Below are 25073 nucleotides of genomic sequence, written 5' to 3'. Positions count from 1 at the left end.
TGCAGAGCGTGGCTTAACTTAATCACTTGAAACACCACCCGGGAGATAAGGAAATGTCCGAACTTTTAAAGCGTTCTATTGAGACGCTGAGTTCAATCGTCAATGTTGCAACTGGCCTTGCTCATCCTTTGGATGACGCTAGGGCAAAAGAGCTTTTTAAGGCACTGCATGCAACGGGCGAGCCGCTCACATATAGTGCTGTTGAAGCACTCGCATTGGCCAACAAATGGCCTAGCGGTCACGCGCAAACACTTGCTGAGCTTGCCGAACGTATAGGCAATGGAGGTCGGGTAGTCATAAGACATAGGCGTGACTGGGGCGAGCCCACTATTGCCAGACTTAAAGCAGAGATAGAGTTCAAGAAAGAAACGTCTTAGTCATCAGTGGCTGGAAATTCGCGGCGTCGCATCAAGCTGTCGTCAGGGCGGCGCAGCCCGATGGAGTATCGGAAGGATTTAGGCTTGGTGCCCGCATAAACCGTCCAAGAAAACGTCCGCCCCCCCCCCAGTGGTTCAGATTTCAAGCAATCAGAATCAAAGGAAAGGGAATATTGCGTCATCACTGTCTCCGGCTCGAGAGTGTCCAGAATTTTGTGGGCGAGGCATAACATGAGAGAAAACGATCATGGATATGCCCGTGAAACACAAGAAGCCATCTATTGCGGCCCAGGCGGCCGCCCGTACGGCCCGATTTCCGAAGCTGCCTGAGCATTTGCTGGACGGCCTGGTCGAAGGTCCGATGTCGGCCATGGAGGTCGAGGATCTGATTGATGCCTTTGGCAAGGCGGTGATCGAGCGGGCCATGGCTGGCGAGATGAACGCCCACCTTGGCTACCGTGCCGGCGAAGACAAGCCGGCCCAACAAGCCGACGAACGCAACGGCGTGAGCGCCAAGACGCTGTTGAACAAGGATCGATGCGTGTTAATTCCCCCGACCGGAGGTACCTTCAGCCGCTTTATCCCCAAGATGAGAGCCATTTCCCGGTTTATAAAAACATATCCCCCTTCCCCAGGGGTAAGCGGCGAGATCCAGGCATCCTTGCTGAGACCTATGGCACGGATGTCTCCCCGAGCTCTTAACGGGGGCCCTACGAGGGATACCCAGACGGTGGCCTGCAGAATTGGCCCCTGAGCGCATTTACCCCGTTGGTTTTTTTATTCCCTTCCCTGTGAAATTTCCCCCCGACGGGCTGGGTGGTAATAAACGGGTCTATCTGCCCCCTGGGGAGACACTTTACCGGGGAGGGTGATGTCGTGGGCGTGGGGTGAGCAGAGCCAAAGGTTGGAGGTTTGGGTCCAGGGTCTTTAATGACTCCAAGAACAGGGGTGTCAGGGGTAATCCCCCCCTTTTTATGATTTACAAAAGTAGAACGGATATGGGGCCATGGCCAGCCGCCGTTTTGGGGTGAGGGCGCCCAAGGCCATATTTTGGGGCTCTTGATTGTAGGACCACATCCATTCTGTTGCTGCGCGCTGGACCTGATCCAGATCTTCCCAGTGATATTGGGACAACCACTCGTAGCGCACAGTTCGATTGAACCGCTCGACGTAGGCATTTTGTTGCGGCTTGCCCGGCTGGATGTATTCCAGCTTGATGCCCCCCGTCGCGCCCATTCCCCCCCCCCCCCCCCCCCCCCCCCCCCCCCCCCCTTTCAGGCCAGATACAATCTTCCCCCCAACCCCAGACACACCCCACCCCCCCCCCCCCCCCAGAACCCCACCCCCCCCCCCCCCCCCACCCCCCCCCCCCCCCCAACAAAACCACCCCCCCCCCCCTCCCCCCCCCCCCACACCCCCACACTCCCCCCCCCATCCCCAACCCACCACCATCATGTTCCCCACCCCCCTCCCCCTTCCCACTACATAACCCACCACACCCCCCCCCCCCCCTCCCTTCACCCCCCCCCCCCCCCCCCCTACTTCCCCCCCCCCCCCCCCCCCCCCCCCTCCCTCTCCCCCCCCCCCCCCCCCCCCCCCCCCCCCCCCCTCCCCCCCCCCCCCCCCCTCCCTTTGTTTTTCCTCTCCCCCCCCTCCGCTCTTTTCTGTTCCCCTTTCCGCATCGGACTGCCGTTGTCGATTTACCGATCAGACACTTGCATTTAGCGTTCACAACGAATCGCCAAGGCCCCCCGCCCATCCCCCATCCTACCCCCCCCACCCCCCCCCCCCACCGCAAGGAAAAATCAATCCCCACCCCCCCCCCCCCCCCCGAAACCACCACCCCCCTCAAACACCCCAACCCCACCCCCCCCCCACCACAAACCCTCCCAAAAACCCCCCCCCCCCCCCAAACCCCACGCAACGGCCCCCACCACCGCCCCCCCCCCCTGGCCCACCAGGCGTTTCCGCGGCTTGACCCGCAGGTTCAGCCCAACCCCCATAGATGCGGTAGACCCGTTTGTGGTTCCAACCGAAGCCCTTCACGTTGCGCAGATACAGGTAGCACAGCCCAAACCCCCAGTTGCGGTGGTTGTCCGTCAGGCGCAGCAGCCAGTCGGCGATTTCGTCGTTTTCAGCCTTGTGCTTCCCTCATAGCGATAGCACGTCTGGCTGATGCCAAACGTCTCCAGGCCAACCGGACCATACCCCGCACTCCTCACAACACGTTGAGCCATCTCGCGGCGGCGAGATGGCTTCACCACTTTTTTTCAAAGCCTCCGCGCGCAGCTCAGCCTTAGCTTCTCTTCGACGTACATCTTGCGTAGCCGGGCGTTCTCCGCCTCCAGCTCCTTCATCCGCGACATCATCGGCACATCCATGCCGCCGTACTTGGCGCGCCACTTATAGAACGTCGCGGAGCTGATGCCCAGTTCACGGCACATCTCAGGCACCGTGATGCCGGCCTCCACTCGTTTGATCGCGTCCAGGATCTGGCTGTCTGTGAATCGTGATTTCTTCATGCTGTAGAACTCCTCAATGAGAAAATTCTACTTCTGATCTCACCGCTTTTATGGGGGGATTACCCCAGGACATTCTGATTGCCGTGGTCGATGGTTTAAAGGGCCTGCCCGAGGCCATCAACGTGGTCTTCCCGAAAACGACGGTGCAGACCTGCATCGTGCATCTGATGCGCAACAGCCTGGATTACGCCGGCTGGAAGGACCGTAAGTTGGTCGCCGCCGCCCTCAAGCCCATCTATGCCGCCGCCAATGAGCAACAGGCCAGAGAGGCGCTGGCCGCCTTCGCGGCTGGCCCTTGGGGCACGAAATATCCGACGATCGTGGCCGCCTGGGAGCGGGCCTGGGAACATGTGGTGCCGTTCTTCATCTTCCCACCCGATATCCGGCGCGTGATCTATACCACGAACGCCATCGAGAACATGAATCGGCAGCTGCGTAAAATCATCAAGAACCGGGGCCAATTCCCCAGCGACGAGGCGGCCGTCAAACTCCTATGGCTGGCGCTGCGAAACGTGCTGGCCAAGCCGTCACGATCGGTTCATACGTGGAAAGCAGCCATGAATCAGTTCGCCATCCTGTTCGGTGAACGGTTCACCGAGGCGAGGGATTAAACGATGCCAAACCGCCCCGCCCACAAAAAATCTGACACTCCCTCCGGCTCAAAACTCAGGCGGAATTGCCTTGAACTAAGGGGGTAGCGTCGTAGAGCCATCTGTCACAGGGTAACAACGGCCACCGGCCGCAAGCGCGCACGTACGCGCTGCCCTTGACAGCCAGTCCAGCGTGAAACACTAGGAAATCAGCAAGGCCGTCCACCCTCCCAACAGCAACCAATGCCACGTGGTTTGGCAGGCGTAACGCGCAGGCGTCAGCGATACGCAATGGTGCGTTAGCCCGTCCCGTTAAAGGATGAGTAAGAAGCGAAATTGGCGCAGCGCGGTCTGCGAAGCAAAGATGCAATGGCCTGGTTATGCGATGAATTTGAAAACAGCAACACTCTAAAGTTTATTTTTGATACATTCTTTAATAGTGCAGCGCCGACCGGTACCTAAAGCCGTCTTCTATCCCTTGATCGACGGTCCAATTCTGTCGGCATGCCAAACTTTCCCAATACTCCAGCCGATACATGCACACAATTGCGAGCAATCCCATCACACTACTCCAGCCATGAGCAATCAGAACCAACTCTACAATCTATTGATGTCCGGAAATGAAACAGCATGGACTGGCACTTCATGGGTGATGGAGTACGACCGGGTTTTCGAATACACCCACCCACAGATCAAGCGGCAATTCGAGGCTTTGGACGACACGGCCCTGGCGGCGCTCATGACGCTGCCAACGCTCTTTGCCTATGAGAAATACGTGGGTGCATCGGCGCGTGTGGGGCGAATCACCGGTATCATCCGCAGGCAGAAAGAATTCGCCTTTACCTTCAATTTCGACAACATCGCGGCGCCCATCCCTCACGATCGCCTCATGCAGTTGCTGCCTGCGCTCGATATCGACCCGAAGATGGAAGTAAATCGTAGCCACTGGGCAGTGAAAAACATCGACCTCGCGAGCGTACTGCATCAAGCCGGACTACTGCCCAGTACCATGTTGGGACCCCTACGGCGCCCGCCTCAGACCTTTATTTCATACTCATGGGATTCGCCAGAGCATCGGGCGTGGGTTACTCAACTAGCCATGACTCTGCGGCAAAACGGTGTCGAAGTGGTGCTCGATCAATGGCATGTGCGTCCTGGCGAAGACTTAGCGCACTTCATAGCGCGCGGTGTGCGAGAGAGCGACAGGGTGTTGATGATTTGTACCGAGACCTATGTTCAAAAGGCGCAGCAGCGACAGGGTGGCGTCGGTTATGAACAGATGCTGGTCACCGCGCAGATGATGAGGGAGGTCGGCACCGCAAAGTTCATTCCCATCATCCGGCAGTCAAGCCATTCCCGCCAGTTACCAGACGAGCTGGCCGGACGCATGTATGTGGATCTTTCCGACGGTCCCGAGCAACACTCAAATTTACAGCATCTCGTACGAGAGCTGCACGACATCGCGGTCTCGTTGCCTCCGCTTGGGCAGCGGCCGTTCTAGGCCTAGTGGAGCTACTAATGGATCGCCTTCAGGCCGAACGCATCGCAGACCAACTGCAATTTCCACCGGATTTCTTCGATCCGCCCGTCCCCCGTCCCGATGAATGGCCGGACAACACTGAGCTGCGCCGGGCCGTGGACTGGTTCAAGAGCTTCATTTCCCCTCAGCAATGGATACAGCGCCGGGAGCAAGCAGCCCGCCGGCTGTACCTAAGTGCGATGGGCATCGGCAGTGGGGACGGCCGCTTTTTCGATGCCAAGGACGGTTTCGGCTGGTATCTGTTCCTGGCCGAGGCTCTGCTTGATCACATCGGTAACTACGACTATGTCTTCGGATCGCGAGTCGTCCCTGTTTTTCAAGCCATCGGGCGTGATCTGGACCTGCTGCAGCAGGTTGGTGGCCTCGCTCCGCGCGTTCAGCGCATGGTTGGCAAGGAGCGCGGGCAGCCTAACGGTGGGCTCTTCGAACTACTCGTAGCAGCCTGCTACCGGCGTGCCGGAGCCAGCGTCTCCTTCGTCGACGAGCAGCCGGGTCAGGCTCAGACCCACGACATGGATGTCACGCTCCGTGGTTGCACCTGGGCCGTCGAATGCAAGCGCATGGAGGTGGGAGAGTACGGTGAGGGCGAGCGACTTCAGATCGGCCGGCTCTGGTCCAACTGCTCTGCATACCTGGTGGGTCTGGAGCGCAATACCCTGTGCAAGACCAGTTTCCAGGTCGAGCTCATGACCGTTCCCACAGATTACCTGAAGGACAAAATCCTCGAATGGCTGGCGTCTGGCAAAAAGCGGCTGGCATGGAGCGACGCTACGGCGGTTGGCAGCATCGCTACCCTGAACCTGCGGCCACTGCAGAACGTGCTGTCCACAGATCTGGTGCTGGGTAGCAGCCACCGGCTCCTCGAATTATTGACGGGTCAGTACGTCCGCAACGCAAAGTACCAAACACTACTGCGAACCAGTCGTGGAGACAACCCACGCTACGTTGAGGCCTGCGATCTGGCGGTCGTCCTGAATTGGGAAAGCTTGAGCGAGGACGCTGTGGACAGCAAGGCACGCGACATCCGCAAGAAGCTGTCTGAAGCGAACGCTCAACTACCCGCCGGACGGCCGAGCATCGTCCATATCGGCTTCGAGGCTGTTGAGGGCGACAAGGTCGAACGTCTGCGCCATGCAAAGATCCTCGCCACGGCGCAACAGTTTGATCCAAGAGACAAGCAGCTTGAATATATCTACTGCCATTACTTCGTTCCGGAAAGTCCGCCGCACGAGTGTTGGGCCTTTGATGAAACCACGCAGTGGTGCGCGATCCGTCCCACCCAGGGTAGGCCTCTGGACAGCTGCTTTCTGGTCCTGCCCGCGGGCGGCCACAATCGCGACGGGCCGCACTGGCGGGAATAGGTCTGCGTACCGCACAGGACGCACCGCCATCCAGATTGCGGCGCAAAAATAACTGGGGAGGATGCATGCGCATAGAGGTGCAGGATGAAAGCGACATGGAATAGCACTTTCCAAAATCCACCGGCGAGACAGCACCTAGCTGTACCGCTCGGCGCGGGTTTCGCGATGTGCCTCGGCATAGATGGACGGTACTACGGCCAGGATTTGATCATCGGAAAGTGGCGCGGTGTGCGACGCGCGGACGCCATCGTCTATCTAGTCGATAACCCTAAAACCGCAACACGTATTGTTTATTTTTGATACATTCTTAGATTGTGCTGTTGCCAATAGCGGTCATTCATGGGAGGGCTACAAAATCTGGAGCGACTCACGAGGTTCATACGTCGCAGCCTTTGAGCTGGGGAGCGCTAAGCACCTCCTCAGGAGGATGCGTGCCATCAGCGAAGGCTGCATGCGAATGCAGCGAACCCTGCAGGCTCCGGCCCTTTTGGAAAGCGTTTTATGGATGGCGTGAGCTTCAAACAAATCGATCAATGTGCATTGTGCTGCATCGAAACCCTCTCCGAAGAGCTCCAGACAGCTTTAAGAGAAAACTTGACCCGAATCTGCCACGGCGTCGACCAAGCCAGCCGCGATAGAGTGATATTCAAATATCCCGCCACACTGAAGGCATTCTGGGATAGATACACCAATAAGCCAGAAACGACAAAAACCGGAATGCTCGGTGAGCTGCTAGCTCACGTTGTGATTCTGAAGCTTTTCCCTAACTTCGACGTAGTTTCGCCTTTCTTCAACATGGAAGAAAAAAGTATAAGGAAAGGGTTCGATCTTCTCCTTTACGAGTCGTCCAAAAACAATGTGTGGATCACTGAAGTCAAATCAGGTGGTCTTGGGAACGACAAGACTCCTTGTGTTGCCACCCGAGCCCTGTTAGCTAAGGCACGCGATGACCTTAAGGAGCGGTTAGCCGAGCAAGAGCTTAATCATTGGCTGAACGCGATCAATGCTGCTCAAAAATCCATTCAGGCAAAGACAGACTATAAAGAGTCGGTTTTAGAGATCTTGGAAATGGAGGGTGATATGGTCGCGAACAATAGTGCTACCGCCTCGGACAATAACGTATTCTTAATCTCGGCTTTGTTTAGTGACGTTTCCCGCCGCGTGGTTGACGAGACCGTCTCTCGGTTCACCGAAGACCTCGTCGGAAAGTCAGTCTTCAAAACTGTTTTGGTTTTGTCCCTTCATAAGGGAACACTACAGAAACTTGAAGATTTTCTGAAAAGCGAAGCAGGACGTTAACATGCAAGAGTTGACGATCAGAAAACTAGGCAACACCAAATTCAAGAATCTCTACCTACAGTTTTTGCGTGGAGATGAAATGGTAGATTCCAACATAGTGAAGCTTTTGGCAATCGCCGTTCTACTCCTGAACCACCAAGCCCCAGAAATCAAGCGGCTTGGGTATCGCATAATTCTCTTCTACGGCAATATTACTGGCCGATACGAAGCACTTTACGACGTCGCTCTAAATAGCGGCCTACACCCAGTTTCGGCAGTAATTAGTAAAAGCTTCCCCGAAGATGACTACCGTAGCAACTCATTCCTTAGAAACATTATTGGCAGTTATATTGACACGTTCCGTAATCAGGGCATAGTTCTAACGGAGCAACAGGATGCCTTGAGAACCTTTGTACAATCAGAATACAAAAGTTCCTCAGTCGTGGTTGCGCCGACGTCCTACGGAAAATCTGAGCTGATCATAAAATCAGTAAGGGACAATCCAGATAAGCGAATTCTAATCTTGGTACCTTCGAAAGCATTGCTCTCACAGACTAAAAAGCGGCTAATTGATGCTGATATTGATGAGCTAGGCAAGATTGTCACCCACCCAGAAATGTACTCTAAGGAAAGAAATAATCGAGCGTTTGTACTCACACAAGAACGCCTGAATCGCTTGCTGAATGAATATCCCGCTCTATCCTTTGAGATGGTGTTTGTTGACGAGGCGCATAATCTTCTCCAGGGCGACCACAGGAGCGAACTGCTGGCAACCATGCTATGCATTTTAGGCGCGCGCGACCCTGAAACCTCGTTTAAGTTTCTGACACCGTTCCTTTGTGACGAACTCAATCTCCGAGTACGTTATCTGGACATGACACCTAAAGGGTTCAGGATTGACGAATACATCAAATCAGAAAGATTTTACGTTCAGGACTTCAGATATGAAAAAAAAAGACGGAAAATTTAAGCTCTATGATCACTTTCTCAACGAGTGGCTTGATCTTGACAAACGCTATGACGATTGCTTTGAACTGATTAGAAAAGAGTCGTTGTCGAAAAACATTATCTACGGCAACAAAAAGAAAAGCATAGAAGCATTTGCGTTGGCCTTAGCGGCCACTCTTCCCGTTGTGAATTGCCCACTGATCAATCGGGCATGTGATGAGCTGGAAGAAATCTTTGATAGTAGGTACCGACTCATCTCCTGTCTTAGGAAAGGTGTTATGTACCATCATGGCTCGATCCCTGACACGATCAGGCTTTATTTGGAAAACCTATTTTCCAAATCTCGTAAGCTAAGATACATTGTCTGCAACTCCACGTTGCTTGAAGGAGTAAATCTTCCTATCGAAAGACTGTTTATATTCGATTACACCAAAGGCACGAGCAATCTCACATCGTCGCAATTCAAAAATCTCGTCGGCAGAGTAAATCGCTTCAGCGAGGTCTTTTCATCTGAAGTAGGCTCGGCCCTTAAAAAACTTGAGTCCAGTATTTATCTTATCGGCGTTGATAATTTCACTAACAAGAGGGCCAACTTGCAAAAATTTTACAAGAAGGTCGCCCACGTCATGCAAGCAGACCGAGACAGCGTGAGCAATGTGCTACTAGAGGCTACGGATATAATCGACGAAAAAACTTCCGAAAGATTTAAGGATGCTGTTGAGCGGCTTGAAAACCTTCACCCCGGCGTGGTGAAGGGACAAGAGTGCAAATACGTCACCACTGAAGTAGGGAAGCTGCTAATTGCCAATAGCGTCAATGAGATAGATGTATTCAAAGAAGAGGAACAAATCGACCAAAAAATAAAGGTTTGGATCGAGCTTAACGGTGCGATTGATGGCGCCGATCTCTTGATGCAAACAATCAAGGAATGTTTCATTGATCATTTCGACGAAAACAGAGAATACAGCGATCTCATCCGCCTCAACCGACCTGCTGCCCTCAGTTTCTATGCCATGATGCTCGACTGGAAATTGAAACAGTACAGTACCAAAGAGATCATTCGGCTGACCCTACGATATTGGAGAAAACTTGTTGAAGATGGGCGGAGCGACTACGTATTTGTCGGAAAATGGGGTGATACCAAATATGGCGACAGCCACTATGATCACTGGGTCAGAATTTCAACTAAAGATGAAGCAGAGAGGGTTAACCTCGCCATTGTTCGCCTCAAGGAAGAGGACGATTTTTTTGATCACAAAATTTTTAGATTTGTTGAGGTTCTAAATGGGGTTGGTGCTGTCGATGCTGACTTCTACAAACTAATCAAATACGGCACCGCTGATGACATTACAATCAAATTGATCCGAGATGGCTTTAGCCGTGGCCTAGCGGACCTGATCCTGGCAAAATATCCAGAAATGGTTCAAGTAGCAGAAAACGGAGAAGTCGAGATAAACCCACAATTGGTCAAGCTTATGATCGCTAAACAGGAAAGTGATCTTCTGGTTTTCGAAGCACGGATGAATCTCAAATCTGCGTAAGAGTGCCTCGTTCTGATCATCTTATTGCCACACCTCTTAGCCAATGGTTCGCTAATAAGAACTTAGAAGCAGAAGAGTTCCGGATCACAGTCCATCTTGACCAGTTTTCATATTAGTATCATTGATGGATACAAGGAAGGAACATATCACGATGTAGACTGGAACAATGGCAGCGCTTCTCGAATTTAAGTCGTAAGCGTCGCCTTTATGCAACATTTATATCTAAAGTCCCCCAGGGTGTACCCCTAAAAATAAGAAAACCCCAAAACCCTTATAAACATTGGCTTTACGGACTTCTTTTGATTCCGGCCCCGGCACCATGTTTTCTTGGCTCTACCCCATTCGCGGGGGATGAGCATTCATCAGACCCGGTTGATGACACCGCTCCAACCGCATTGAGCCAAGACTCTTATGCGGTAATTCTCAAAATTCCTGAAGCCATAGGCTCTGCGCGAGAGCATCTCCATTTTCGTATGAAATCCTTCGGTGATTCCGTTGGATTCGGAGAGGTGCCACCTGCGTACGATGGGCTCCAGCCACGATGCACCGTAGTAGCCAGAGCCCTGGCTGGGCTGTGCTCGAACTGACGAATCAGCGGCGCTGCCCAGCAACAAGATACTTACTTATCAGAGCCTTGCTCTTCCTTCTCTTGTTTATTCTCGCTGGATTCAGATTCCTGGTTGGACATCTTTGGGGCTTTCCAGTTAAGCGGCGGCGCGACGATATCCTTCCAGGCGACACGTTTAGGTGTTGACATGGTTTTCTCCCAAAGCAACGTGGCAGCACACCGTGTGCCGCCACTATAACTGTATAAAATACCAGCATTATTGTGTTATGTCAAATACATGGATCCTATCCCCTTAGGTCTGGGGAAACGCTACATGCCTACGATGGGCTCCAACCCGATGTAGCGCGGTCGCCAGAATCGCCTTCGCTGGTTATGTCAGCCGAACGGATATTCCGCCGTCTACGATCATCGGGCTCCCGGTCATGAAGCTGGATCGATCAGAAAGGAGGAACAGGGCGGCCTGCGCAATCTCCTTGGGGCTTGCCATCCGCTTCATGGGATGCAAGCTGGCGATGAACTCCAAGGCGGCTGGATTGCCTTCGCCCCCGCTGGGCGTGATCGTGCCGCCTGGTAAGAGCGCATTGACGCGGATGCCCTCGATGGCATGATCCGAAGCCAGCGATTGCGTCAAGCCGACCAATCCCGCCTTCGATGCCGCATAAGCTCCCATGCCCGGCATGCCGCCGTTGCCGAAACCTACGAATGACGAGGTGAAGACGATCGAGCCTTTTCCGCGCGCCTTCATGGCAGGTATCTGCGCCTTGGCTGCCAGAAAGGCGCCCGTCAGATTGACTGAAATGACATCCAGCCAATTGTCGATGCTCATATCCGGGGCAGGCCGCATCTCGCCCACCGTACCGGCGTTGTTGAATGCCCCGTCCAACCCGCCGAACGCATGTGTCGCAAGGTCGACAAGAGCATCGGCGTAGCCCTGATCCTTGATGTCGCCAGCCAAAAATACGGCCTTGCCGTGGGTTTGATGAATCGTTTCTGCCAGGGCCTCGAGCTTCTCGGACCGCCGTGCGCCGAGCACCACATTAGCCCCTTCGGATGCGAACAGCCGCGCCGCCGCCGCGCCGATCCCGCTGCTTGCGCCGGTGATGATGATGGTTTTACTTTCCAGTTCCATGACGTGTCTTTCCAGAGTGTTACGTCATGGAAGACTAGTTGAGCGATAGACAGTGCTGCTATCGGTTTCTTGCGCTCACCTGGGGTGTAGTCATTCCCGTCAAGTAGACATCGGCGGATATATCCGCGTGCACATGACCTCCCCCTACGGCAACTTCGCAATGATCTTGATTTCAAAATCAAATCCGGACAGCCAGGTGACACCCACGGCGGTCAAGGTCGGATATGGCGCAGCACCCCAATAGTCAGGTACCACCTGCCAGATTTCCTCCGCGGTCGATTGCGGATCGATCATGAAAACCGTGATGTCGACCACATCATCAAAGCTGCATCCGGCGGCCGCCAGGATGGCGTTCAGGTTTTCAAAGGCCTGTCGCACCTGTTCTTTCAGCCCTGCTTGCGGCGAACCGTCTTCCAGGCTGCCGACCTGGCCAGAGACGAAAAGAAAACCGTTGGATTTGATGGCAGGCGAGTAGCGGTGCCGTTCATAAAGAGCCTGGCGTCCGGGTGGAAAAACAGCGTGGCGTGTTGTCATGGAATGGCTTCCTTCGTGATTGGGTTGATGCCGGTTGGAGGCTGGCTGTTAGGCATTCTAGGGACGGACAATCGGCTGATAAACTGGCAAACACACACAAGACTGTTTGTGAAAACCAAACAATGCCAGCGCCTGAGGAGGGCAGATGGATCGTTTCGATGCCATGCAGGCCTTTGCTCGAGTCGTGGAAACGGGCAGTTTCACCAAGGCGGCAGACACCCTGCATCTGAGTAAGACGACCGTGACGCAACTGGTGCAGCAACTAGAGGCGCATCTGCGTGTCCGGCTGCTGAACCGCACGACGCGCAAGGTCAAGGTCACCCCGGACGGCGCAGCGTATTACGACCGGGTGCTGCGCTTGTTGGCCGATATGGATGATGCGGAAACCAGCCTGTCCGGCGCCCTGGCGTCGCCTCGGGGCAGGCTGCGGGTGGATGTGCCCAGTCCGTTTGCCAGCATGATTCTGGTGCCGGCCTTGCCGGATTTTCATGCCAAGTATCCCGATATCCAGCTGCACTTGGGAGTCAGTGATCGTGTCGTGGACCTGATTGATGAAAATGTGGATTGCGTCGTGCGTGGCGGGGAGATAAGCAAGCAGTCGCTGGTGGCGCGGCATGCCGCGGATTTGCCGCTGGCGGTATATGCCGCGCCAAGCTATCTCGCGCGGGCGGGTCATCCCGATCACCCTGGAGAGCTGGATCTGCCGCATCACCGCATCGTGGGATTTGCTGGATCGCGTACTCGGCGTGTCTTTCCGTGCATCATGCATCGTGGCGACGAGAGCATTGAGGTGCAGGGCCGGCCTGCCCTGGTGGTCGACGATGGCAATGCCTATTTGGCGGCAGGCTTGGCAGGGATCGGCGCACTTTGGATGCCGTCTTATATGGCCCAGGCGCATGTGGCGCAGGGTGAGCTGATTCCCTTATTTGCGGATTGGCAGATTGACCCGATGCCGATGTATGTCGCATTCCCCCAGAATCGGCATATCAGCGCGAAATTGCGCGTGTTCATCGACTGGCTGGTGGAATTGATGGCGCAGCGCACGCCTGTCGTATCCCGGCCCAGGCCAGGCATGCATCACGCGACATTCCCCGCCGTCTGATTGGCATGCGACCACTGCATGCCCAGCGCGACTACCGCCAGCACCAGCGGCACAAACGAAACCCACAGCACCATATCCCAGTCATAGGCCGCCAATATCCCGCCCGATGCAAAGGAACCGATCGCCATCGTCCCGAACACGATGAAGTCATTCAGCGATTGAACCCGGGTTTTCTCCTCAGGGCGGTGGCACTCCAAGACCAGCGCGGATGCCCCGATAAAGCCGAAATTCCATCCCAAGCCCAGCAAAATCAAGGTCAGCCAGAAATGGGTGACATCAATGCCCGTCAGGCCCACCGCGGCGGATAGACCGCTGAGCAGCAGCCCTGTCATCACGATGCGTCCGGCGCCAAAGCGGGTGATCAGCCGGCCGGTAAAGAAACTGGGTGCGTACATGGCGATGACGTGCCATTGCAGCCCCAGATTCGAGTCTGTCTGGGAATGGCCGCTCAGGTGCATGGCCAAGGGAGCCACCGTCATCAGGAAGTTCATGAGCATGTACGAGACCGCGCCGCAGATCACGGCAGTCGCAAAGAGCGGCTGGCGCGCGATGATGTGCATCGGTCTGCCGCCTGTCCGCTCTGCGGCGGTGGGCATAGGCAATTTGACGCCGATCAGCACGATGGCGGACAGCGCCGCAGCCACGGCTTGGGCGATGAAGGTGGCTGCAAACATGTGGGGCGGCCATAGGTCCATGGTGTAGGTGACCAGCGTCGGCCCGACGATGCCTGCCGCCACGCCGCCGCCCATGACGAATGACAGGGCGCGGGGTCTTGCCGCAGGGCTGACGCCGTCGGCGGCGGCGAAGCGGAACGACAGCACGACCGCCGCGTAGGCGCCCCCGAAGAAGGTGGCAAAGCAGAACAGCCAGAACGAGCCGAGCATCACCGCCAGTGCCGCCAGCAGCCCCACCAGCACGCCGCAGCCGGTTCCCGCCAGAAACGCCATGCGGCGGCCGTGGCGCCGCGCAATGGCGCCGGCGGGCAAGATGCAGGCGGCCATGCCCACGACGAAAATGGAAATCGGCAGCGTGGCCAGCGTCTTGTCCGGGGCCAGCATATTGCCGATGATGGCGCCCGTGGCATAGACCACGACGGCATTGGCCCCGGCCAGCGCCTGCGCGACCGTCAGGCGCGTGATGTTGTTGCGTTGATCGCTGGCGGAGGGGGCGGGGGGCTCTGTGTGTGCAGCTGCAGATTCTGTGTGTGCCAAGGCGGGCCTCAGGTGACATAAACTTGGGTGGCCGGGGCCATCCAGAATTGTACTGTCCTGGGCGCTGGGTGGTGCGGTGCCTCAGTGATCCAGAATCTGCTCCAGAAACAACTTCGTTCGCGCACTCTTGGGCTGTGAAAAGAATTCCGCCGGCGGCGCTTCTTCGATGATCTGCCCCTTGTCCATAAAGATCACCCGATCTGCAATCGTCTTGGCAAAGCCCATTTCGTGTGTCACGCACAGCATCGTCATGCCGGACTGTGCCAATTCGATCATGACGTCCAGGACTTCCTTGATCATTTCCGGGTCCAGGGCGGATGTCGGCTCGTCGAACAGCATGACGTCCGGCCTCATGCACAGCGCCCGGGCGATGGCCACGCGCTGTTGCTGTCCGCCCGATAACTGGGCGGGGAATTTATGCGCCTGGTCGGGGATGCGCACGCGGTTCAGGTATTCCATGGCGGTGGCTTCCGCTTCGCGCCGGGGGGTTTTGCTGACCCACATCGGGGCCAGGCAGCAGTTCTGCATGACGGTCAGATGGGGGAACAGGTTGAACTGCTGAAACACCATGCCCACGCGGCTGCGGATGAGCTCGATGTCCTTGACGTCGGCGGTCAGTTCCACGCCGTCGACGCTGATGTGGCCGCGCTGGTGTTCTTCCAGCCGGTTGATGCAGCGGATAAAGGTCGATTTCCCCGAGCCCGATGGCCCGCAGATCACGATGCGCTCGCCGCGCTGCACGGTCAGGTTGATGTCTTTCAGGACATGGAACTGTCCGTACCACTTGTGCACGCCTTCGACGTGGATGACGGTGTCTTTGGGGGTAGCGGTTTCACTGGACATGGCGGGATGAAGGTCAAAGGTGCGCGCCTGGCTATTCATCGCCGGCCCCGGCGCGCAGCTTGCGTTCCAGGTTGCGGCTGTACAGGGACAGGCCAAAGGTGAACACGAAGAAGATGGCGGCCACGAACAGATAGGCTTCCGTCGTGACGTCACCCCAGGCGGGGTCGGAAATCGTGGACTGGATCGTGCCGAGGATATCGAACAGGCCGATGATCAGGACCAGCGTGGTGTCCTTGAACAGGGCGATCAGGGTATTGACGATGCCGGGGATGACAGTCTTGAGCGCCTGGGGCAGGATGATCAGGATCATCTTTTTCCAGTAGCCCAGGCCCAGGGCGTCGGCGGCCTCGTATTGGCCGGGTGAAATCGCCTGCAGGCCGCCGCGCACGATTTCGGCCATGTAGGCGCCCCAGAAGCAGCTCATGCCGATAAAGACCCGCAGGAGCTTGTCGAAGGTCACGCCCTGCGGCAGGAACAGGGGAATCATGACGGATGCCATGAAGAACACGGTGATCAGGGGCACGCCGCGCCATAGTTCGATGAAGGCCACCGACAGGCCGCGGATGGCAGGCATTTTCGAACGCCGGCCCAGGGCCAGCAGAATACCGATGGGCAGTGAGGCCACCATGCCGGAATAGGCCAGCACCAGCGTCAGCATCAGGCCGCCCCATTTGTTGGTGGCGACGACCGGCAGCCCGAAAATCCCGCCGTAGATCAGGATGAAGCCGGCGACGGGCAAGACCGTGAAACCCAGCGCCAGCAGGATCCGCCGCCCGGGGAAGCGCGGAATCATCTGCGGCACGAAACACACGGCGATGATGGCGAACACGATGTTGACGCGCCAGGTCTCGGCATCGGGGTAAAAACCGTAGATGAAGAAATTCAGGCGCTGGCTGACGAACACCCAGCAGGCGGCGCCACGGGTGCAGTCGGCTTCGGATGTCCCCAAGAACCGGGCGTTGATGACGGACCAGTCCAGAAAGGGCGCCAGGGTCTGGATCAGGGCATAGGCCAGCAGGATCGTCAGCAGGCTGTTGTACCAGGTCGAAAACAGGTGCTTGCGGGCCCAGCCGATGAAGCCGACCTCGGATCTGGGGGGCGGCAGGTCGGGCGCGGCGCCCGGGGTGTCGGGATGTGCCGTCATGAGCGTCCCCCCCGTAGCGCAACCCCTTGGTTATACAGATTCATGCTCAGGGAAATCAGCAGGCTGATCGTCAGGTAGACCCCCATGGTGATGGCGACGATTTCCACCGCGCGGCCGGTCTGGTTCAGGGTGGTACCCATGAAGACGGCCACCAGGTCCGGATAGCCGATGGCGGTCGCCAGGGAAGAGTTCTTGAACAGGTCCAGGTACTGCGTGGTCAGCTGCGGGATGATGACGCGCAGGGCCTGGGGGATGATCACCAGGCGCAGCGACCGGCTAGGCCGCAGGCCCAGTGCGGATGCGGCTTCGCGCTGGCCTTTGTTGACGGATTCGATGCCGGATCGCACGATTTCGGCGATGAAGGCGGCGGTGAACATGGTCAGGGCCAACAGCAGGGCGCCCAGTTCGGGGATGAAGTTCAGTCCGCCGCTGTAGTTGAATCCGCGCAGGGCGGGGATGCTCCAGTGCAGCGGCATGCCCAGCAGCAGAAAGACCAGGATCGGCAGCCCGATGATCAGGGCGGTATTGATCCAGAAGACCGGCAGGCGGCGGCCGGTGCGTTCCTGGCGGCGGCGGACGTAAGCCGCCCACCCCAGGCTGGCGGCAATAGCCAGCGCAAAGGCCAGGGTGACGAAGCCGAAGCCGGGTTCGGTCTGCGGGGCGGGCAGATAGACGCCCCGGTTGTTCAGGTAGATCAGGTCCAGCATATTGATGCTGTTGCGGGTGCCGGGCAGGCTGCGGATGACCGCGAAATACCAGAAAAAGATCTGCAGCAGCAGCGGGATGTTGCGGAAGATTTCGATGTAGGCCAGGGCGATCTTGGATACCAGCCAGTTGCTGGACAGGCGCGCAATGCCGATGATGAAGCCCAGGATGGTGGCCAGCACGATCCCGATCGCCGACACCAGCACGGTATTCAGCAAACCGACCAGGAACACGCGGAAATAGCTCATGCTCTCGTTGTAGGGGATCAGCGAGAACAGCACGCCGAAACCCGCCTGGTTTTCCAGGAATCCAAAGCCCGTGCGGATGCCTCGGGCCTGCATGTTGTCCAGCGTATTGTTGAACAGCGTCCAGCCCAGCCAGACGACCAGCGCCAGGGCAAGCCCCTGGAACAGGATGGCGCGGATGCGGGGATCGTTGCGCCATCGGCGTGCGGGGGGGCGGTGGGAATGCGTATCGATGTTTGTCATGGATGCATGGCGTGCTGCGCGGGTCCGGCCCGGCAGCACGCGTCGACGGAAAGGCTATCCGCAGGCCAGGATCAGCGCAGCGGCATGGCGTACATCAGGCCGCCGTCGGTCCAGAGCGCGTTGACCCCGCGCTTCAGGCCCAGCGGACCGTTGGCGCCGACCGTGTGGTCGAACATCTCGCCGTAGTTGCCCACCTGCTTGATGACGTTGTAGGCGAACTGATCCTTCAGGCCTAGTTTCTGGCCCATGTGGTCGGCAGTGCCCAGCAGGCGCTGGACCAGCGGATTGTCGGACTTCATCATCTCGTCAACGTTCTTGGAGGTCACGCCCAGTTCTTCCGCCCGGATGATGGAATAGTAGGTCCAGCGGACCAGCGTGTCCCATTGCGGGTCGCCCTTGGCGACGGCGGGGCTGAGCGGTTCCTTGGAGATCAGTTCCGGCAGGATGACGGCATCGTCGGGGTTGGAGAGCTTGACGCGCAGGGCGGCCAGCTGGGATGAATCCGATGTCAGGGTATCGCAGCGGCCGTCTTTGAATGCCGTGATGGATGCCGCCGTGTTGTCCACGACCAGCGGGGTGTACTTCATCTTGTGGGCGCGGAAATAATCGGCCAGGTTCAGTTCGGTGGTGGTGCCGGTGATGGTGCAGACCGTGGCGCCGGACAGGTCTTTGATGTGATCGACGCCCAGTGATTTCTTGACCATGAATCCTTGGCCGTCGTAGAACGTGACGCCGGTGAAACTGACGCCCAGTTCCGCATCCCGGGTCAGCGTCCAGGTCGCGTTGTGCGCCAGCAGGTCGATGGCGCCGGTCTGCAGCGCCGTGAAGCGTTCTTTGTCTGGCAGCGGCGCGAACTGGACCTTGGTGGCGTCGCCCAGAACGGCGGCGGCGACGGCGCGGCAGAAATCGACGTCCAGGCCTGCCCATTGGCCTTTGTCGTCAGGGGCGGCGAATCCTGGCAAGCCCGTGTTGACCCCGCAACGGACATAGTCGCGTTGCTGGACGTCGGCCAAGGTGGTCGCCGAGGCACTGGTCGCGTAGGCGCCGGCGAATCCCAGCGCGAGCACGGTCAATACCGCTTTGGATGTGGTGTTGCGCATGTGTGAGTCTCCTGTTGTGTTGAAGTCACGAAGCAGCCGATGTTCTTTCTGTGATCATGTCCGCCATGCTGGCGAGCGCAGGGTGGGCACTGCCGCCGCACCGGCTGTATGCCGGTGCTACATGATAGGACTCGGTTCTGGAAAGCGAAAGAGAGGAGAACCCCAGGTCAGGTAGGTATCATGGTTTTGCAGGGCACTGGACGGCGCCCGGGCTGGCCGGGTAAATTGCCTGCTCCGGGCGACAAGCGCCGGCCTGCCCGGCACGCGGCGCCGTCGTCCGTCCGTTTCTGATTCGCGCCCTTTGAATGGCGCATCCTCTGATTGGACATCCAACCCCATGCGTCGTCACGATTTATTGGCCTTGCTGCTGCTGGCGGCGGTGTGGGGCGGGTCTTTCCTGTTCATGCGTGTGGCCGTGCCTGAATTCGGTCCCGGGCCCTTGATGGAACTGCGTGTGGGGCTGGCCGCCTTGACCTTGCTGCCGCTGGCGATCCTGCGCGGCCGGCTGCCCTTGATGTTGCGCCGATGGAAGGCAATCCTGGTGGTGGGCGCTTTGAATGCCGCCATTCCTTTTCTGTTGTATGCCTATGCCGCGCAGTCGCTGGGGGCCGGTTTCATGGCTGTGACCAACGCCGTCACGCCGGTGTGGGGCGCCGTGATCGGCTGGTTGTGGCTGAAGGACCGCTTGCCGTGGATGCGGGCGCTGGGCCTGGCCATCGCGGTGCTGGGGATCGTGGTGCTGGTCTGGGACAAGCTGGATTTCAGCGCGGGCGGTGATGGTCCGGCAGTGCTGGCGGCGGTGTCCGCCCCCTTGTTCTACGGCATTGCCGCCAATTGGACCAAGCGGTTCCTTAGCGATGTCGATGCACTGTCCAACGCGACGGGCAGCATGGTGGCTGCTGCCCTGGTGCTGGCGCCTCTGGCGATCACCGACTGGCCATCCCAGGCCGTCTCGTGGGATGCCTGGATCGCCACCATTGCGCTGGCCCTGGTGTGCACCAGCATGGCCTATATCGTTTTCTTTCGCCTGATCGCCAGCATGGGGCCGACCGGGGCGGTCAGCGTGACGTTCCTGGTGCCGGTCTTCGGGGTGCTGTGGGGGGTATGGTTTCTGGATGAGGTCGTGACGCGGCAGATCATGGCCGGGGCCGCCGTGGTGCTGGTGGGTACCGCCCTGGCGCTGGGGCTGGTGCGTTGGCCGGCCGCCAGGGTGGTCCGGCCGTAGCCGGACCGGTCAGGGGTCCCTAGCCGCCCAGTGTCGGGTAATCGATATACCCGTGTGCGCCGCCGCCGTAATAGGTGCTGCTGTCGCTTGCATTCAGCCCGGCGCCCTGGCGCAGCCGCTCGACCAGATCGGGATTGCTGATGAAAGACTTGCCGAAAGCCACCAGATCGGCGGCGCCGCTGGCAACGGCTTGTGCGGCCTGGTCCTTGTCGTAGCCGTTGTTGACCATCCAGGCGCCCAGGCCGCCCGCCTGACGGTAGGCCTGCTTGAACGCAGCATAGTCAAATGGCGTGTCGCCTTGCTGGTAATCGCGAGGTCCGCCGGTCGCGCCTTCGATGATGTGCACATAGGACAGGCCATAAGCCGCCAGGCCCTGTGCCACATGTTCGAACAGCGGCTGCGGTTCGGTGTCGACGCTGTCGTTGGCCGGAGTAACGGGCGACAGGCGGATGCCGGTGCGGGCGGCGCCGATCTCGGCGGTGATGGCTGCGACGACCTCGAACAGGAAGCGGGCGCGGTTCTCGATGGCGCCGCCGTAGGCATCGGTGCGCTGGTTGGAACCGCTGCGCAGGAACTGGTCGATCAGGTAGCCGTTGGCCGCATGGATCTCGACGCCGTCAAAGCCTGCGTCAATCGCTGCCCGCGCAGCGCGGCGGTAGTCCTCGACGATGCCGGGCAGTTCGTCGATGCTCAAGGCGCGGGGGTGTGATGTCGCGGTAAAACTGCCGCTACCGTCGGCGTTGATCAAATAGGTTTTCGCCTTGGCCTGGATGGCGGAAGGCGCGACCGGCGCCTGGCCGCCGGGCTGCAGCAAGGTGTGCGAGACGCGGCCCACGTGCCACAGCTGGACGACGATTTTGCCGCCCCGGGCGTGAACTGCATCGGTCACGGCACGCCAGCCGGTCAGGGCTTCGGCGGTGTACAGGCCGGGCACGTCCGCATAGCCTTGTCCCTGATGGGAAATGGCTGTGGCTTCGGTGATCAGCAGTCCGGCGCTGGCACGTTGCGCGTAGTAGGTCGCCGTGATGGGCGGCGGCACGGCGCGGGGCGAACGATTGCGCGTCAGAGGCGCCATCACGATCCGATTGGCCAATGTCAGGCCTGCCAGGTCAAAGGGGTCAAATAGGGTGCTCATAGGGGCTCGCTTGAACAGGGGCGGGTATCACCCCTCTTTCTGTTTCTGGGATTGTAGCGGCGGCCCCGTCGCGCTGTTGGCTATGGCTGTTGCGGGCTGTCCGGGCTGTCCGCCGCCACAAATCCGCCTGTTTGCCGCCGCCATAGATGCGCATACAGGCCATTGCGGGCCAGCAGTTCGGCATGCGATCCGGTTTCGGCGATGCGGCCCTGGTCCAGCACGATCAGCCGGTCCATGCGGGCGATGGTGGATAGCCGGTGTGCAATGGCGATGACGGTCTTGCCCTGCATCAGGGCGTCCAGGCTGTCCTGAATCGCGGCTTCCGTGTCGGAATCCAGGGCGCTGGTGGCTTCGTCCAGCACCAGGATCGGGGCGTCCTTCAGCAGCACGCGGGCGATGGCGATGCGCTGGCGTTGTCCGCCAGACAGCTTGACGCCGCGTTCGCCCACGGTGGCGTCCAGGCCGCGATGTCCGTCCCGGTCGATCAGCTCCGGGATGAATGTGTCCGCCTGGGCCTTGCGAATAGCCTGCAGGATCTGCGCCTCGGTTGCATCGGGTCGGCCATACAGGATGTTGTCGCGGATGGATCGGTGCAGCAGGGATGTGTCCTGGGTGACGACGCCGATCTGCGCGCGCAGGCTTTCCTGGGTGACGCGGGCGATGTTCTGCCCATCGATAGCGATGCTGCCTTGATGGATGTCGTGCAGACGCAGCAGCAGGCTGACCAGGGTGGATTTGCCAGCGCCGGATGGGCCGATCAGGCCGACTTTTTCTCCGCCGCGGATGCGCAGGTCCAGTCCGCTGAATACCGGGTGCTGGGGGTCGTAATGAAAATGCACCTTGTCCAGCTGGATGGCGCCCTCCGTCACGGTCAGCGGCGGCGCTGCGGCGGCATCCTGTACGGCGCGGGGCAGCGAGATCGAGGTGATGCCGTCCTGCACCGCACCGACGTCGGCAAAAATGCTGTTCACGACCCACATGACCCAGCCGGACATATTGCTGATGCGGATGACCAATCCGGTGGACAGTGCAATATCGCCCACCGTGACTTCGCCTTGGCTCCATAGCCACAGGGCCAGTCCGGAGGTCCCGGCGATCAGCAGGCTGTTCAGTGCCGTCACGCCCGCATCCAGCGCCGTGGTGATGCGGGTCATGCGGGCCAGCTTTTCAGTGTGTTCGGCCAGCGCTTCGGCGACGTAGGCTTCTTCCCGCTGGCGGCGTGAAAAAAGCTTCAGCGTCAGGATGTTGCCGTAGCCGTCCACGATGCGCCCCATCAGGGTTGAGGCCGCCGCCGAGGCCTTCCAGGATCGCTCCTTCATGCGCGGCACGCAGATGCGCAGCAGGGCGGCATAAATGATGATCCAGGCGATCAGCGGCGCAGCCAGGCGGTAGTCCGCATGCGCGAACAAGGCGATGGCGCTGCCGGTGTAGACCACCACGTACCAGAGGGCGTCCACCAGCTGGACGGCGGATTCCCGCAGCGCGTCGCCGGTGCGCAGGATGCGGTTGGCGACGCGGCCGGCGTAATCGTTCTGGAAGAAGCTCAGGCTCTGGCGGATAACGTAGCGGTGGTTCTGCCAGCGGATGCGATTGGTCAGATTGGGGACGATGGTCTGATTGACCAGCAGATCGTGCAATGCGCTAAAGAGCGGCCGGGCGATCAGTGTGATCAGGGCCATCCAGAGCAATTCCCGGCCGTGCCAGGGGAAAAAATCCGGTTCGGGAATTTCCTTGGCCAGGTCGACAATGCGGCCGATGAAGCCGAACAGGGCGACTTCTATCGATGCCACGCCCAGGCCGACCACCAGGATGGCCAGGAATACCGGCCAGACCTGGATCAGATAAAAGCCATAGAAACGCCCCACCGACGTGGGCGGCATGCGGTCATCCGGTTCCTGGAAGACCTTGATCAGGGATTCGAACCAGCGAAAGAGAGGCGTAATCAGGGTGGGCAGTCGGTTGTGTGGATGGACCCATTCTACGCGCAAGTCTTTGCTGAACATCGCTGCGCAGCGCGCCGGTGACAGCTTGTGACGGAAGCAGCCGCGACACCCGGATCGATTTGGCGTACAGTCAAAAAGCCGCTGTGTAGCGGCCTTGATCCGAACCCTTAAGGAGATTCGCATGAGCGTCCGGCTTGCCATTGTTTACTACTCCACCTACGGCACCAATCATCAGATGGCCTCGATTGCCGCCGAGGCCGCCCAGGTTGCTGGCGCCGAGGTCCGGTTGCTGAAAGCCCCGGAAACGGCCCCTGCCCAGGTGGTGGCCGGCCAGGATGCCTGGAAGGCTCAGGCTGAAAAGACCGCCGATATCCCTGCCGTCACCGCAGGCGATATGGAATGGGCCAATGCCTATCTGTTTTCTTGCCCCACCCGGTTCGGCGTCATGGCCAGTCAGATGCGCGCCTTTATCGACACGCTGGGCGGCGTCTGGGCCAAGGGAGGCCTGGCCAACAAGGCGGTGTCGGCCATGTCGTCGGCGCAGAATACGCACGGCGGGCAGGAAGCCACCATCCTGTCCTTTTACACGACGGTCTTTCATTGGGGCGGCATCGTGGTGGCGCCCGGTTTTACGGATCCGTCCATTTTCAAGGTCGGCGGCAATCCTTACGGCTATAGCCATACCCAGGGGGCGCCTTTTACCGACGACGTGCGTGCGGCCATCGGCTACCAGGCCCGCCGTCTGGTCCAGTTTGCAGGCAAGCTGGACTAGGTGAACAGGGCTGGCAGCGCCTGCCGCCCGGGGGTTGATACCATGCGTACGAAACAGGGACCTTTCATACCACCGTCCGACATTACACCTGAAGCCATCTGGCTTGGGCGGCGACGGTGGTTGCAGCAGGCCGCGCTGGGGTCCCTGGCGCTGGGCGCCACCGGGCTGGCGCGGGCCGCCGATGACGATACGCCCGTCGGGCCGGTGCTGGAAGCACCGTTGGACGCCCAGTGGTCTACGATGGAAAAGCCCAATCGCTGGCGGGATATCACTACCTATAACAATTTCTACGAGTTCGGCACGGGCAAGGGCGATCCATCCGCCCATGCCGGGCGCATGGCGCTGCAGCCCTGGGCCGTGAAGATCGATGGCGCCGTGCAGCACCCCATGACCCTGGACCTGGACGATCTGCGCCGGTTGGCGCCCCTGGAAGAGCGCGTCTACCGGCTGCGCTGCGTCGAGGCTTGGTCCATGGTCATTCCCTGGATCGGCTATTCGCTCTCGCATCTGCTGAAACAGGTCGGGCCGACCGCGGATGCGCGCTATGTGGTGTTCACCACAGCCTTGCAGCCCGACGTCATGCCGGGAGTGCGCCAGGGCATTCTGGACTGGCCCTATACCGAGGGCTTGCGGATGGACGAAGCCATGCATCCGCTGGCGCTGCTGACCTTTGGTGTGTATGGGCGCGACTTGCCGGCGCAAAACGGCGCCCCGTTGCGGGTGATCGTGCCATGGAAATACGGCTTCAAGTCGGCCAAATCCCTGGTGCATATCCGTCTGCAGTCCGAACCTCCTGTCACCAGCTGGATGCGGGCGGCGCCGCGGGAATATGGCTTTTACGCCAACGTGAATCCTGACGTGCCGCATCCGCGCTGGAGCCAGGCCACCGAACAGCGGATCGGCTCGGGCTTTTTCGCGCCGCGTGTGCCGACGCAGCCGTTCAATGGCTATGCGGATGCCGTGGCGTCCCTGTATACCGGCATGGACCTGCGGCAGAATTTTTGATGCGTAGCGGCA

At 58.9% G+C, this 25073-nt stretch carries 22 protein-coding genes and 3 pseudogenes; 12 read left to right on the top strand and 13 right to left on the bottom strand.

Going from position 1 to position 25073, the window contains the following annotated elements; genetic code table 11:
- The first annotated feature begins 53 nt into the window (after positions 1-53).
- Both VDP79_RS10540 and VDP79_RS14975 read left to right on the top strand, forming a co-directional pair.
- Positions 54-377, top strand: a complete 324-nt coding sequence (locus VDP79_RS10540) for a DUF1889 family protein (protein ID WP_323018159.1) — start codon at positions 54-56, stop codon at positions 375-377.
- Between the two features lie 247 nt (positions 378-624).
- Positions 625-1131: a transposase gene (locus VDP79_RS14975; RefSeq protein ID WP_416233099.1), complete on the top strand. Its 507-nt coding sequence runs from the start codon at positions 625-627 to the stop codon at positions 1129-1131.
- Positions 1132-1349: 218 nt separating this feature from the next.
- Here VDP79_RS14975 and VDP79_RS10530 read toward each other — a convergent pair.
- Both VDP79_RS10530 and VDP79_RS10525 read right to left on the bottom strand, forming a co-directional pair.
- Positions 1350-1598, bottom strand: a pseudogene (locus tag VDP79_RS10530) (integrase core domain-containing protein); the annotation flags it as partial.
- A 734-nt stretch (positions 1599-2332) separates the two neighbouring features.
- A pseudogene (locus VDP79_RS10525) lies at positions 2333-2899 on the bottom strand (transposase); the annotation flags it as partial.
- A 68-nt stretch (positions 2900-2967) separates the two neighbouring features.
- On the opposite strand from VDP79_RS10525, the pseudogene VDP79_RS10520 reads away from it, so the two are divergent.
- The 6 genes and pseudogenes from VDP79_RS10520 to VDP79_RS10495 all read left to right on the top strand — a co-directional run.
- A pseudogene (locus VDP79_RS10520) lies at positions 2968-3510 on the top strand (IS256 family transposase); the annotation flags it as partial.
- A gap of 556 nt (positions 3511-4066) precedes the next feature.
- Positions 4067-4990, top strand: coding sequence for a toll/interleukin-1 receptor domain-containing protein (locus VDP79_RS10515; protein WP_323018158.1), 924 nt, complete (start codon positions 4067-4069; stop codon positions 4988-4990).
- A 17-nt stretch (positions 4991-5007) separates the two neighbouring features.
- The gene (locus tag VDP79_RS10510; protein ID WP_323018157.1) at positions 5008-6390 is read left to right on the top strand and encodes a hypothetical protein; all 1383 of its coding nucleotides are present in this window, start codon (positions 5008-5010) and stop codon (positions 6388-6390) included.
- A gap of 501 nt (positions 6391-6891) precedes the next feature.
- Positions 6892-7689, top strand: a complete 798-nt coding sequence (locus VDP79_RS10505; RefSeq protein WP_323018156.1) for a hypothetical protein — start codon at positions 6892-6894, stop codon at positions 7687-7689.
- A gap of 1 nt (position 7690) precedes the next feature.
- Positions 7691-8638 carry a DEAD/DEAH box helicase family protein gene (locus VDP79_RS10500; RefSeq protein WP_323018155.1) on the top strand — a complete coding sequence of 316 codons (948 nt, stop codon included), beginning with the start codon at positions 7691-7693 and terminating at the stop codon, positions 8636-8638.
- Entirely contained in the window at positions 8613-10157 is a 1545-nt protein-coding gene (locus VDP79_RS10495; protein ID WP_323018154.1) for a hypothetical protein, read from the top strand. The genes VDP79_RS10500 and VDP79_RS10495 overlap by 26 nt, the downstream gene beginning before the upstream one ends.
- Before the next feature lie 362 nt (positions 10158-10519).
- On the opposite strand, the gene VDP79_RS14970 is transcribed toward VDP79_RS10495, so the two are convergent.
- The 4 genes from VDP79_RS14970 to VDP79_RS10480 form a co-directional block, all read right to left on the bottom strand.
- Complete coding sequence (locus VDP79_RS14970; RefSeq protein ID WP_416233124.1) at positions 10520-10768, bottom strand: transposase; 249 nt, start codon at positions 10766-10768, stop codon at positions 10520-10522.
- Positions 10769-10776: 8 nt separating this feature from the next.
- On the bottom strand, positions 10777-10914 hold the full coding sequence (locus tag VDP79_RS10490) for a hypothetical protein (protein ID WP_323018153.1): 138 nt from the start codon (positions 10912-10914) through the stop codon (positions 10777-10779).
- 181 nt (positions 10915-11095) lie between these two features.
- Complete coding sequence (locus VDP79_RS10485; RefSeq protein WP_323018152.1) at positions 11096-11854, bottom strand: SDR family oxidoreductase; 759 nt, start codon at positions 11852-11854, stop codon at positions 11096-11098.
- Between the two features lie 144 nt (positions 11855-11998).
- A complete protein-coding gene (locus VDP79_RS10480) occupies positions 11999-12388 on the bottom strand; it encodes a RidA family protein (RefSeq protein WP_323018151.1) in 390 nt (129 codons plus the stop codon).
- Positions 12389-12533: 145 nt separating this feature from the next.
- Between VDP79_RS10480 and VDP79_RS10475 the strand changes: the two genes are divergently transcribed.
- Positions 12534-13490 carry a LysR family transcriptional regulator gene (locus tag VDP79_RS10475; protein ID WP_323018150.1) on the top strand — a complete coding sequence of 319 codons (957 nt, stop codon included), beginning with the start codon at positions 12534-12536 and terminating at the stop codon, positions 13488-13490.
- On the opposite strand, the gene VDP79_RS10470 is transcribed toward VDP79_RS10475, so the two are convergent.
- The 5 genes from VDP79_RS10470 to VDP79_RS10450 all read right to left on the bottom strand — a co-directional run bounded on the left by VDP79_RS10470 (position 13466) and on the right by VDP79_RS10450 (position 18981).
- A complete protein-coding gene (locus VDP79_RS10470) occupies positions 13466-14701 on the bottom strand; it encodes an MFS transporter (RefSeq protein ID WP_323018149.1) in 1236 nt (411 codons plus the stop codon). The genes VDP79_RS10475 and VDP79_RS10470 overlap by 25 nt on opposite strands.
- An 81-nt stretch (positions 14702-14782) precedes the next feature.
- Complete coding sequence (locus VDP79_RS10465; RefSeq protein ID WP_323018932.1) at positions 14783-15544, bottom strand: amino acid ABC transporter ATP-binding protein; 762 nt, start codon at positions 15542-15544, stop codon at positions 14783-14785.
- 31 nt (positions 15545-15575) lie between these two features.
- A complete protein-coding gene (locus VDP79_RS10460) occupies positions 15576-16688 on the bottom strand; it encodes an amino acid ABC transporter permease (protein ID WP_323018148.1) in 1113 nt (370 codons plus the stop codon).
- Complete coding sequence (locus VDP79_RS10455) at positions 16685-17881, bottom strand: amino acid ABC transporter permease (protein WP_323018147.1); 1197 nt, start codon at positions 17879-17881, stop codon at positions 16685-16687. Before VDP79_RS10455 ends, VDP79_RS10460 begins: the two co-directional genes overlap by 4 nt.
- A gap of 71 nt (positions 17882-17952) precedes the next feature.
- On the bottom strand, positions 17953-18981 hold the full coding sequence (locus tag VDP79_RS10450) for an amino acid ABC transporter substrate-binding protein (RefSeq protein WP_323018146.1): 1029 nt from the start codon (positions 18979-18981) through the stop codon (positions 17953-17955).
- A gap of 337 nt (positions 18982-19318) precedes the next feature.
- Between VDP79_RS10450 and VDP79_RS10445 the strand changes: the two genes are divergently transcribed.
- Positions 19319-20206 (top strand): DMT family transporter, encoded by an 888-nt coding sequence (locus VDP79_RS10445; RefSeq protein WP_323018145.1) that lies wholly within the window; start codon positions 19319-19321, stop codon positions 20204-20206.
- 19 nt (positions 20207-20225) lie between these two features.
- Here the strand turns inward: VDP79_RS10445 and VDP79_RS10440 are convergent, their stop codons facing one another.
- Both VDP79_RS10440 and VDP79_RS10435 read right to left on the bottom strand, forming a co-directional pair.
- Positions 20226-21341 (bottom strand): alkene reductase, encoded by a 1116-nt coding sequence (locus tag VDP79_RS10440; protein WP_323018144.1) that lies wholly within the window; start codon positions 21339-21341, stop codon positions 20226-20228.
- Between the two features lie 80 nt (positions 21342-21421).
- Positions 21422-23221 carry an ABC transporter ATP-binding protein gene (locus VDP79_RS10435; protein WP_323018931.1) on the bottom strand — a complete coding sequence of 600 codons (1800 nt, stop codon included), beginning with the start codon at positions 23219-23221 and terminating at the stop codon, positions 21422-21424.
- 244 nt (positions 23222-23465) lie between these two features.
- On the opposite strand from VDP79_RS10435, the gene wrbA reads away from it, so the two are divergent.
- Positions 23466-24056, top strand: coding sequence for an NAD(P)H:quinone oxidoreductase (gene wrbA, locus VDP79_RS10430; protein WP_323018143.1), 591 nt, complete (start codon positions 23466-23468; stop codon positions 24054-24056).
- A 42-nt stretch (positions 24057-24098) separates the two neighbouring features.
- Positions 24099-25061 carry a protein-methionine-sulfoxide reductase catalytic subunit MsrP gene (gene msrP, locus VDP79_RS10425; protein ID WP_323018142.1) on the top strand — a complete coding sequence of 321 codons (963 nt, stop codon included), beginning with the start codon at positions 24099-24101 and terminating at the stop codon, positions 25059-25061.
- The last annotated feature ends 12 nt before the right edge of the window (positions 25062-25073 follow it).

Source organism: Castellaniella sp., from assembly GCF_034675905.1.
Lineage (GTDB): Bacteria > Pseudomonadota > Gammaproteobacteria > Burkholderiales > Burkholderiaceae_B > Castellaniella.
This window is presented reverse-complemented; position numbering and strand designations above follow the sequence as displayed.

Excerpts from the sequence above, each read along its gene's own strand:
- VDP79_RS10510 (WP_323018157.1), top strand. The coding sequence starts at position 5,008 with ATGGATCGCCTTCAGGCCGAACGCATCGCAGACCAACTGCAATTTCCA.
- VDP79_RS10515 (WP_323018158.1), top strand. The coding sequence starts at position 4,067 with ATGAGCAATCAGAACCAACTCTACAATCTATTGATGTCCGGAAATGAA.
- VDP79_RS10435 (WP_323018931.1), bottom strand. The coding sequence starts at position 23,221 with ATGCCGCCCACGTCGGTGGGGCGTTTCTATGGCTTTTATCTGATCCAG.
- VDP79_RS10445 (WP_323018145.1), top strand. The coding sequence starts at position 19,319 with ATGCGTCGTCACGATTTATTGGCCTTGCTGCTGCTGGCGGCGGTGTGG.
- VDP79_RS10505 (WP_323018156.1), top strand. The coding sequence starts at position 6,892 with ATGGATGGCGTGAGCTTCAAACAAATCGATCAATGTGCATTGTGCTGC.
- VDP79_RS10475 (WP_323018150.1), top strand. The coding sequence starts at position 12,534 with ATGGATCGTTTCGATGCCATGCAGGCCTTTGCTCGAGTCGTGGAAACG.
- VDP79_RS10440 (WP_323018144.1), bottom strand. The coding sequence starts at position 21,341 with ATGAGCACCCTATTTGACCCCTTTGACCTGGCAGGCCTGACATTGGCC.
- msrP (WP_323018142.1), top strand. The coding sequence starts at position 24,099 with ATGCGTACGAAACAGGGACCTTTCATACCACCGTCCGACATTACACCT.
- wrbA (WP_323018143.1), top strand. The coding sequence starts at position 23,466 with ATGAGCGTCCGGCTTGCCATTGTTTACTACTCCACCTACGGCACCAAT.
- VDP79_RS10460 (WP_323018148.1), bottom strand. The coding sequence starts at position 16,688 with ATGACGGCACATCCCGACACCCCGGGCGCCGCGCCCGACCTGCCGCCC.
- VDP79_RS10450 (WP_323018146.1), bottom strand. The coding sequence starts at position 18,981 with ATGCGCAACACCACATCCAAAGCGGTATTGACCGTGCTCGCGCTGGGA.
- VDP79_RS10480 (WP_323018151.1), bottom strand. The coding sequence starts at position 12,388 with ATGACAACACGCCACGCTGTTTTTCCACCCGGACGCCAGGCTCTTTAT.
- VDP79_RS10465 (WP_323018932.1), bottom strand. The coding sequence starts at position 15,544 with ATGTCCAGTGAAACCGCTACCCCCAAAGACACCGTCATCCACGTCGAA.
- VDP79_RS10500 (WP_323018155.1), top strand. The coding sequence starts at position 7,691 with ATGCAAGAGTTGACGATCAGAAAACTAGGCAACACCAAATTCAAGAAT.
- VDP79_RS10495 (WP_323018154.1), top strand. The coding sequence starts at position 8,613 with ATGAAAAAAAAAGACGGAAAATTTAAGCTCTATGATCACTTTCTCAAC.
- VDP79_RS14975 (WP_416233099.1), top strand. The coding sequence starts at position 625 with ATGGATATGCCCGTGAAACACAAGAAGCCATCTATTGCGGCCCAGGCG.
- VDP79_RS10540 (WP_323018159.1), top strand. The coding sequence starts at position 54 with ATGTCCGAACTTTTAAAGCGTTCTATTGAGACGCTGAGTTCAATCGTC.
- VDP79_RS10485 (WP_323018152.1), bottom strand. The coding sequence starts at position 11,854 with ATGGAACTGGAAAGTAAAACCATCATCATCACCGGCGCAAGCAGCGGG.
- VDP79_RS10455 (WP_323018147.1), bottom strand. The coding sequence starts at position 17,881 with ATGACAAACATCGATACGCATTCCCACCGCCCCCCCGCACGCCGATGG.
- VDP79_RS10490 (WP_323018153.1), bottom strand. The coding sequence starts at position 10,914 with ATGTCAACACCTAAACGTGTCGCCTGGAAGGATATCGTCGCGCCGCCG.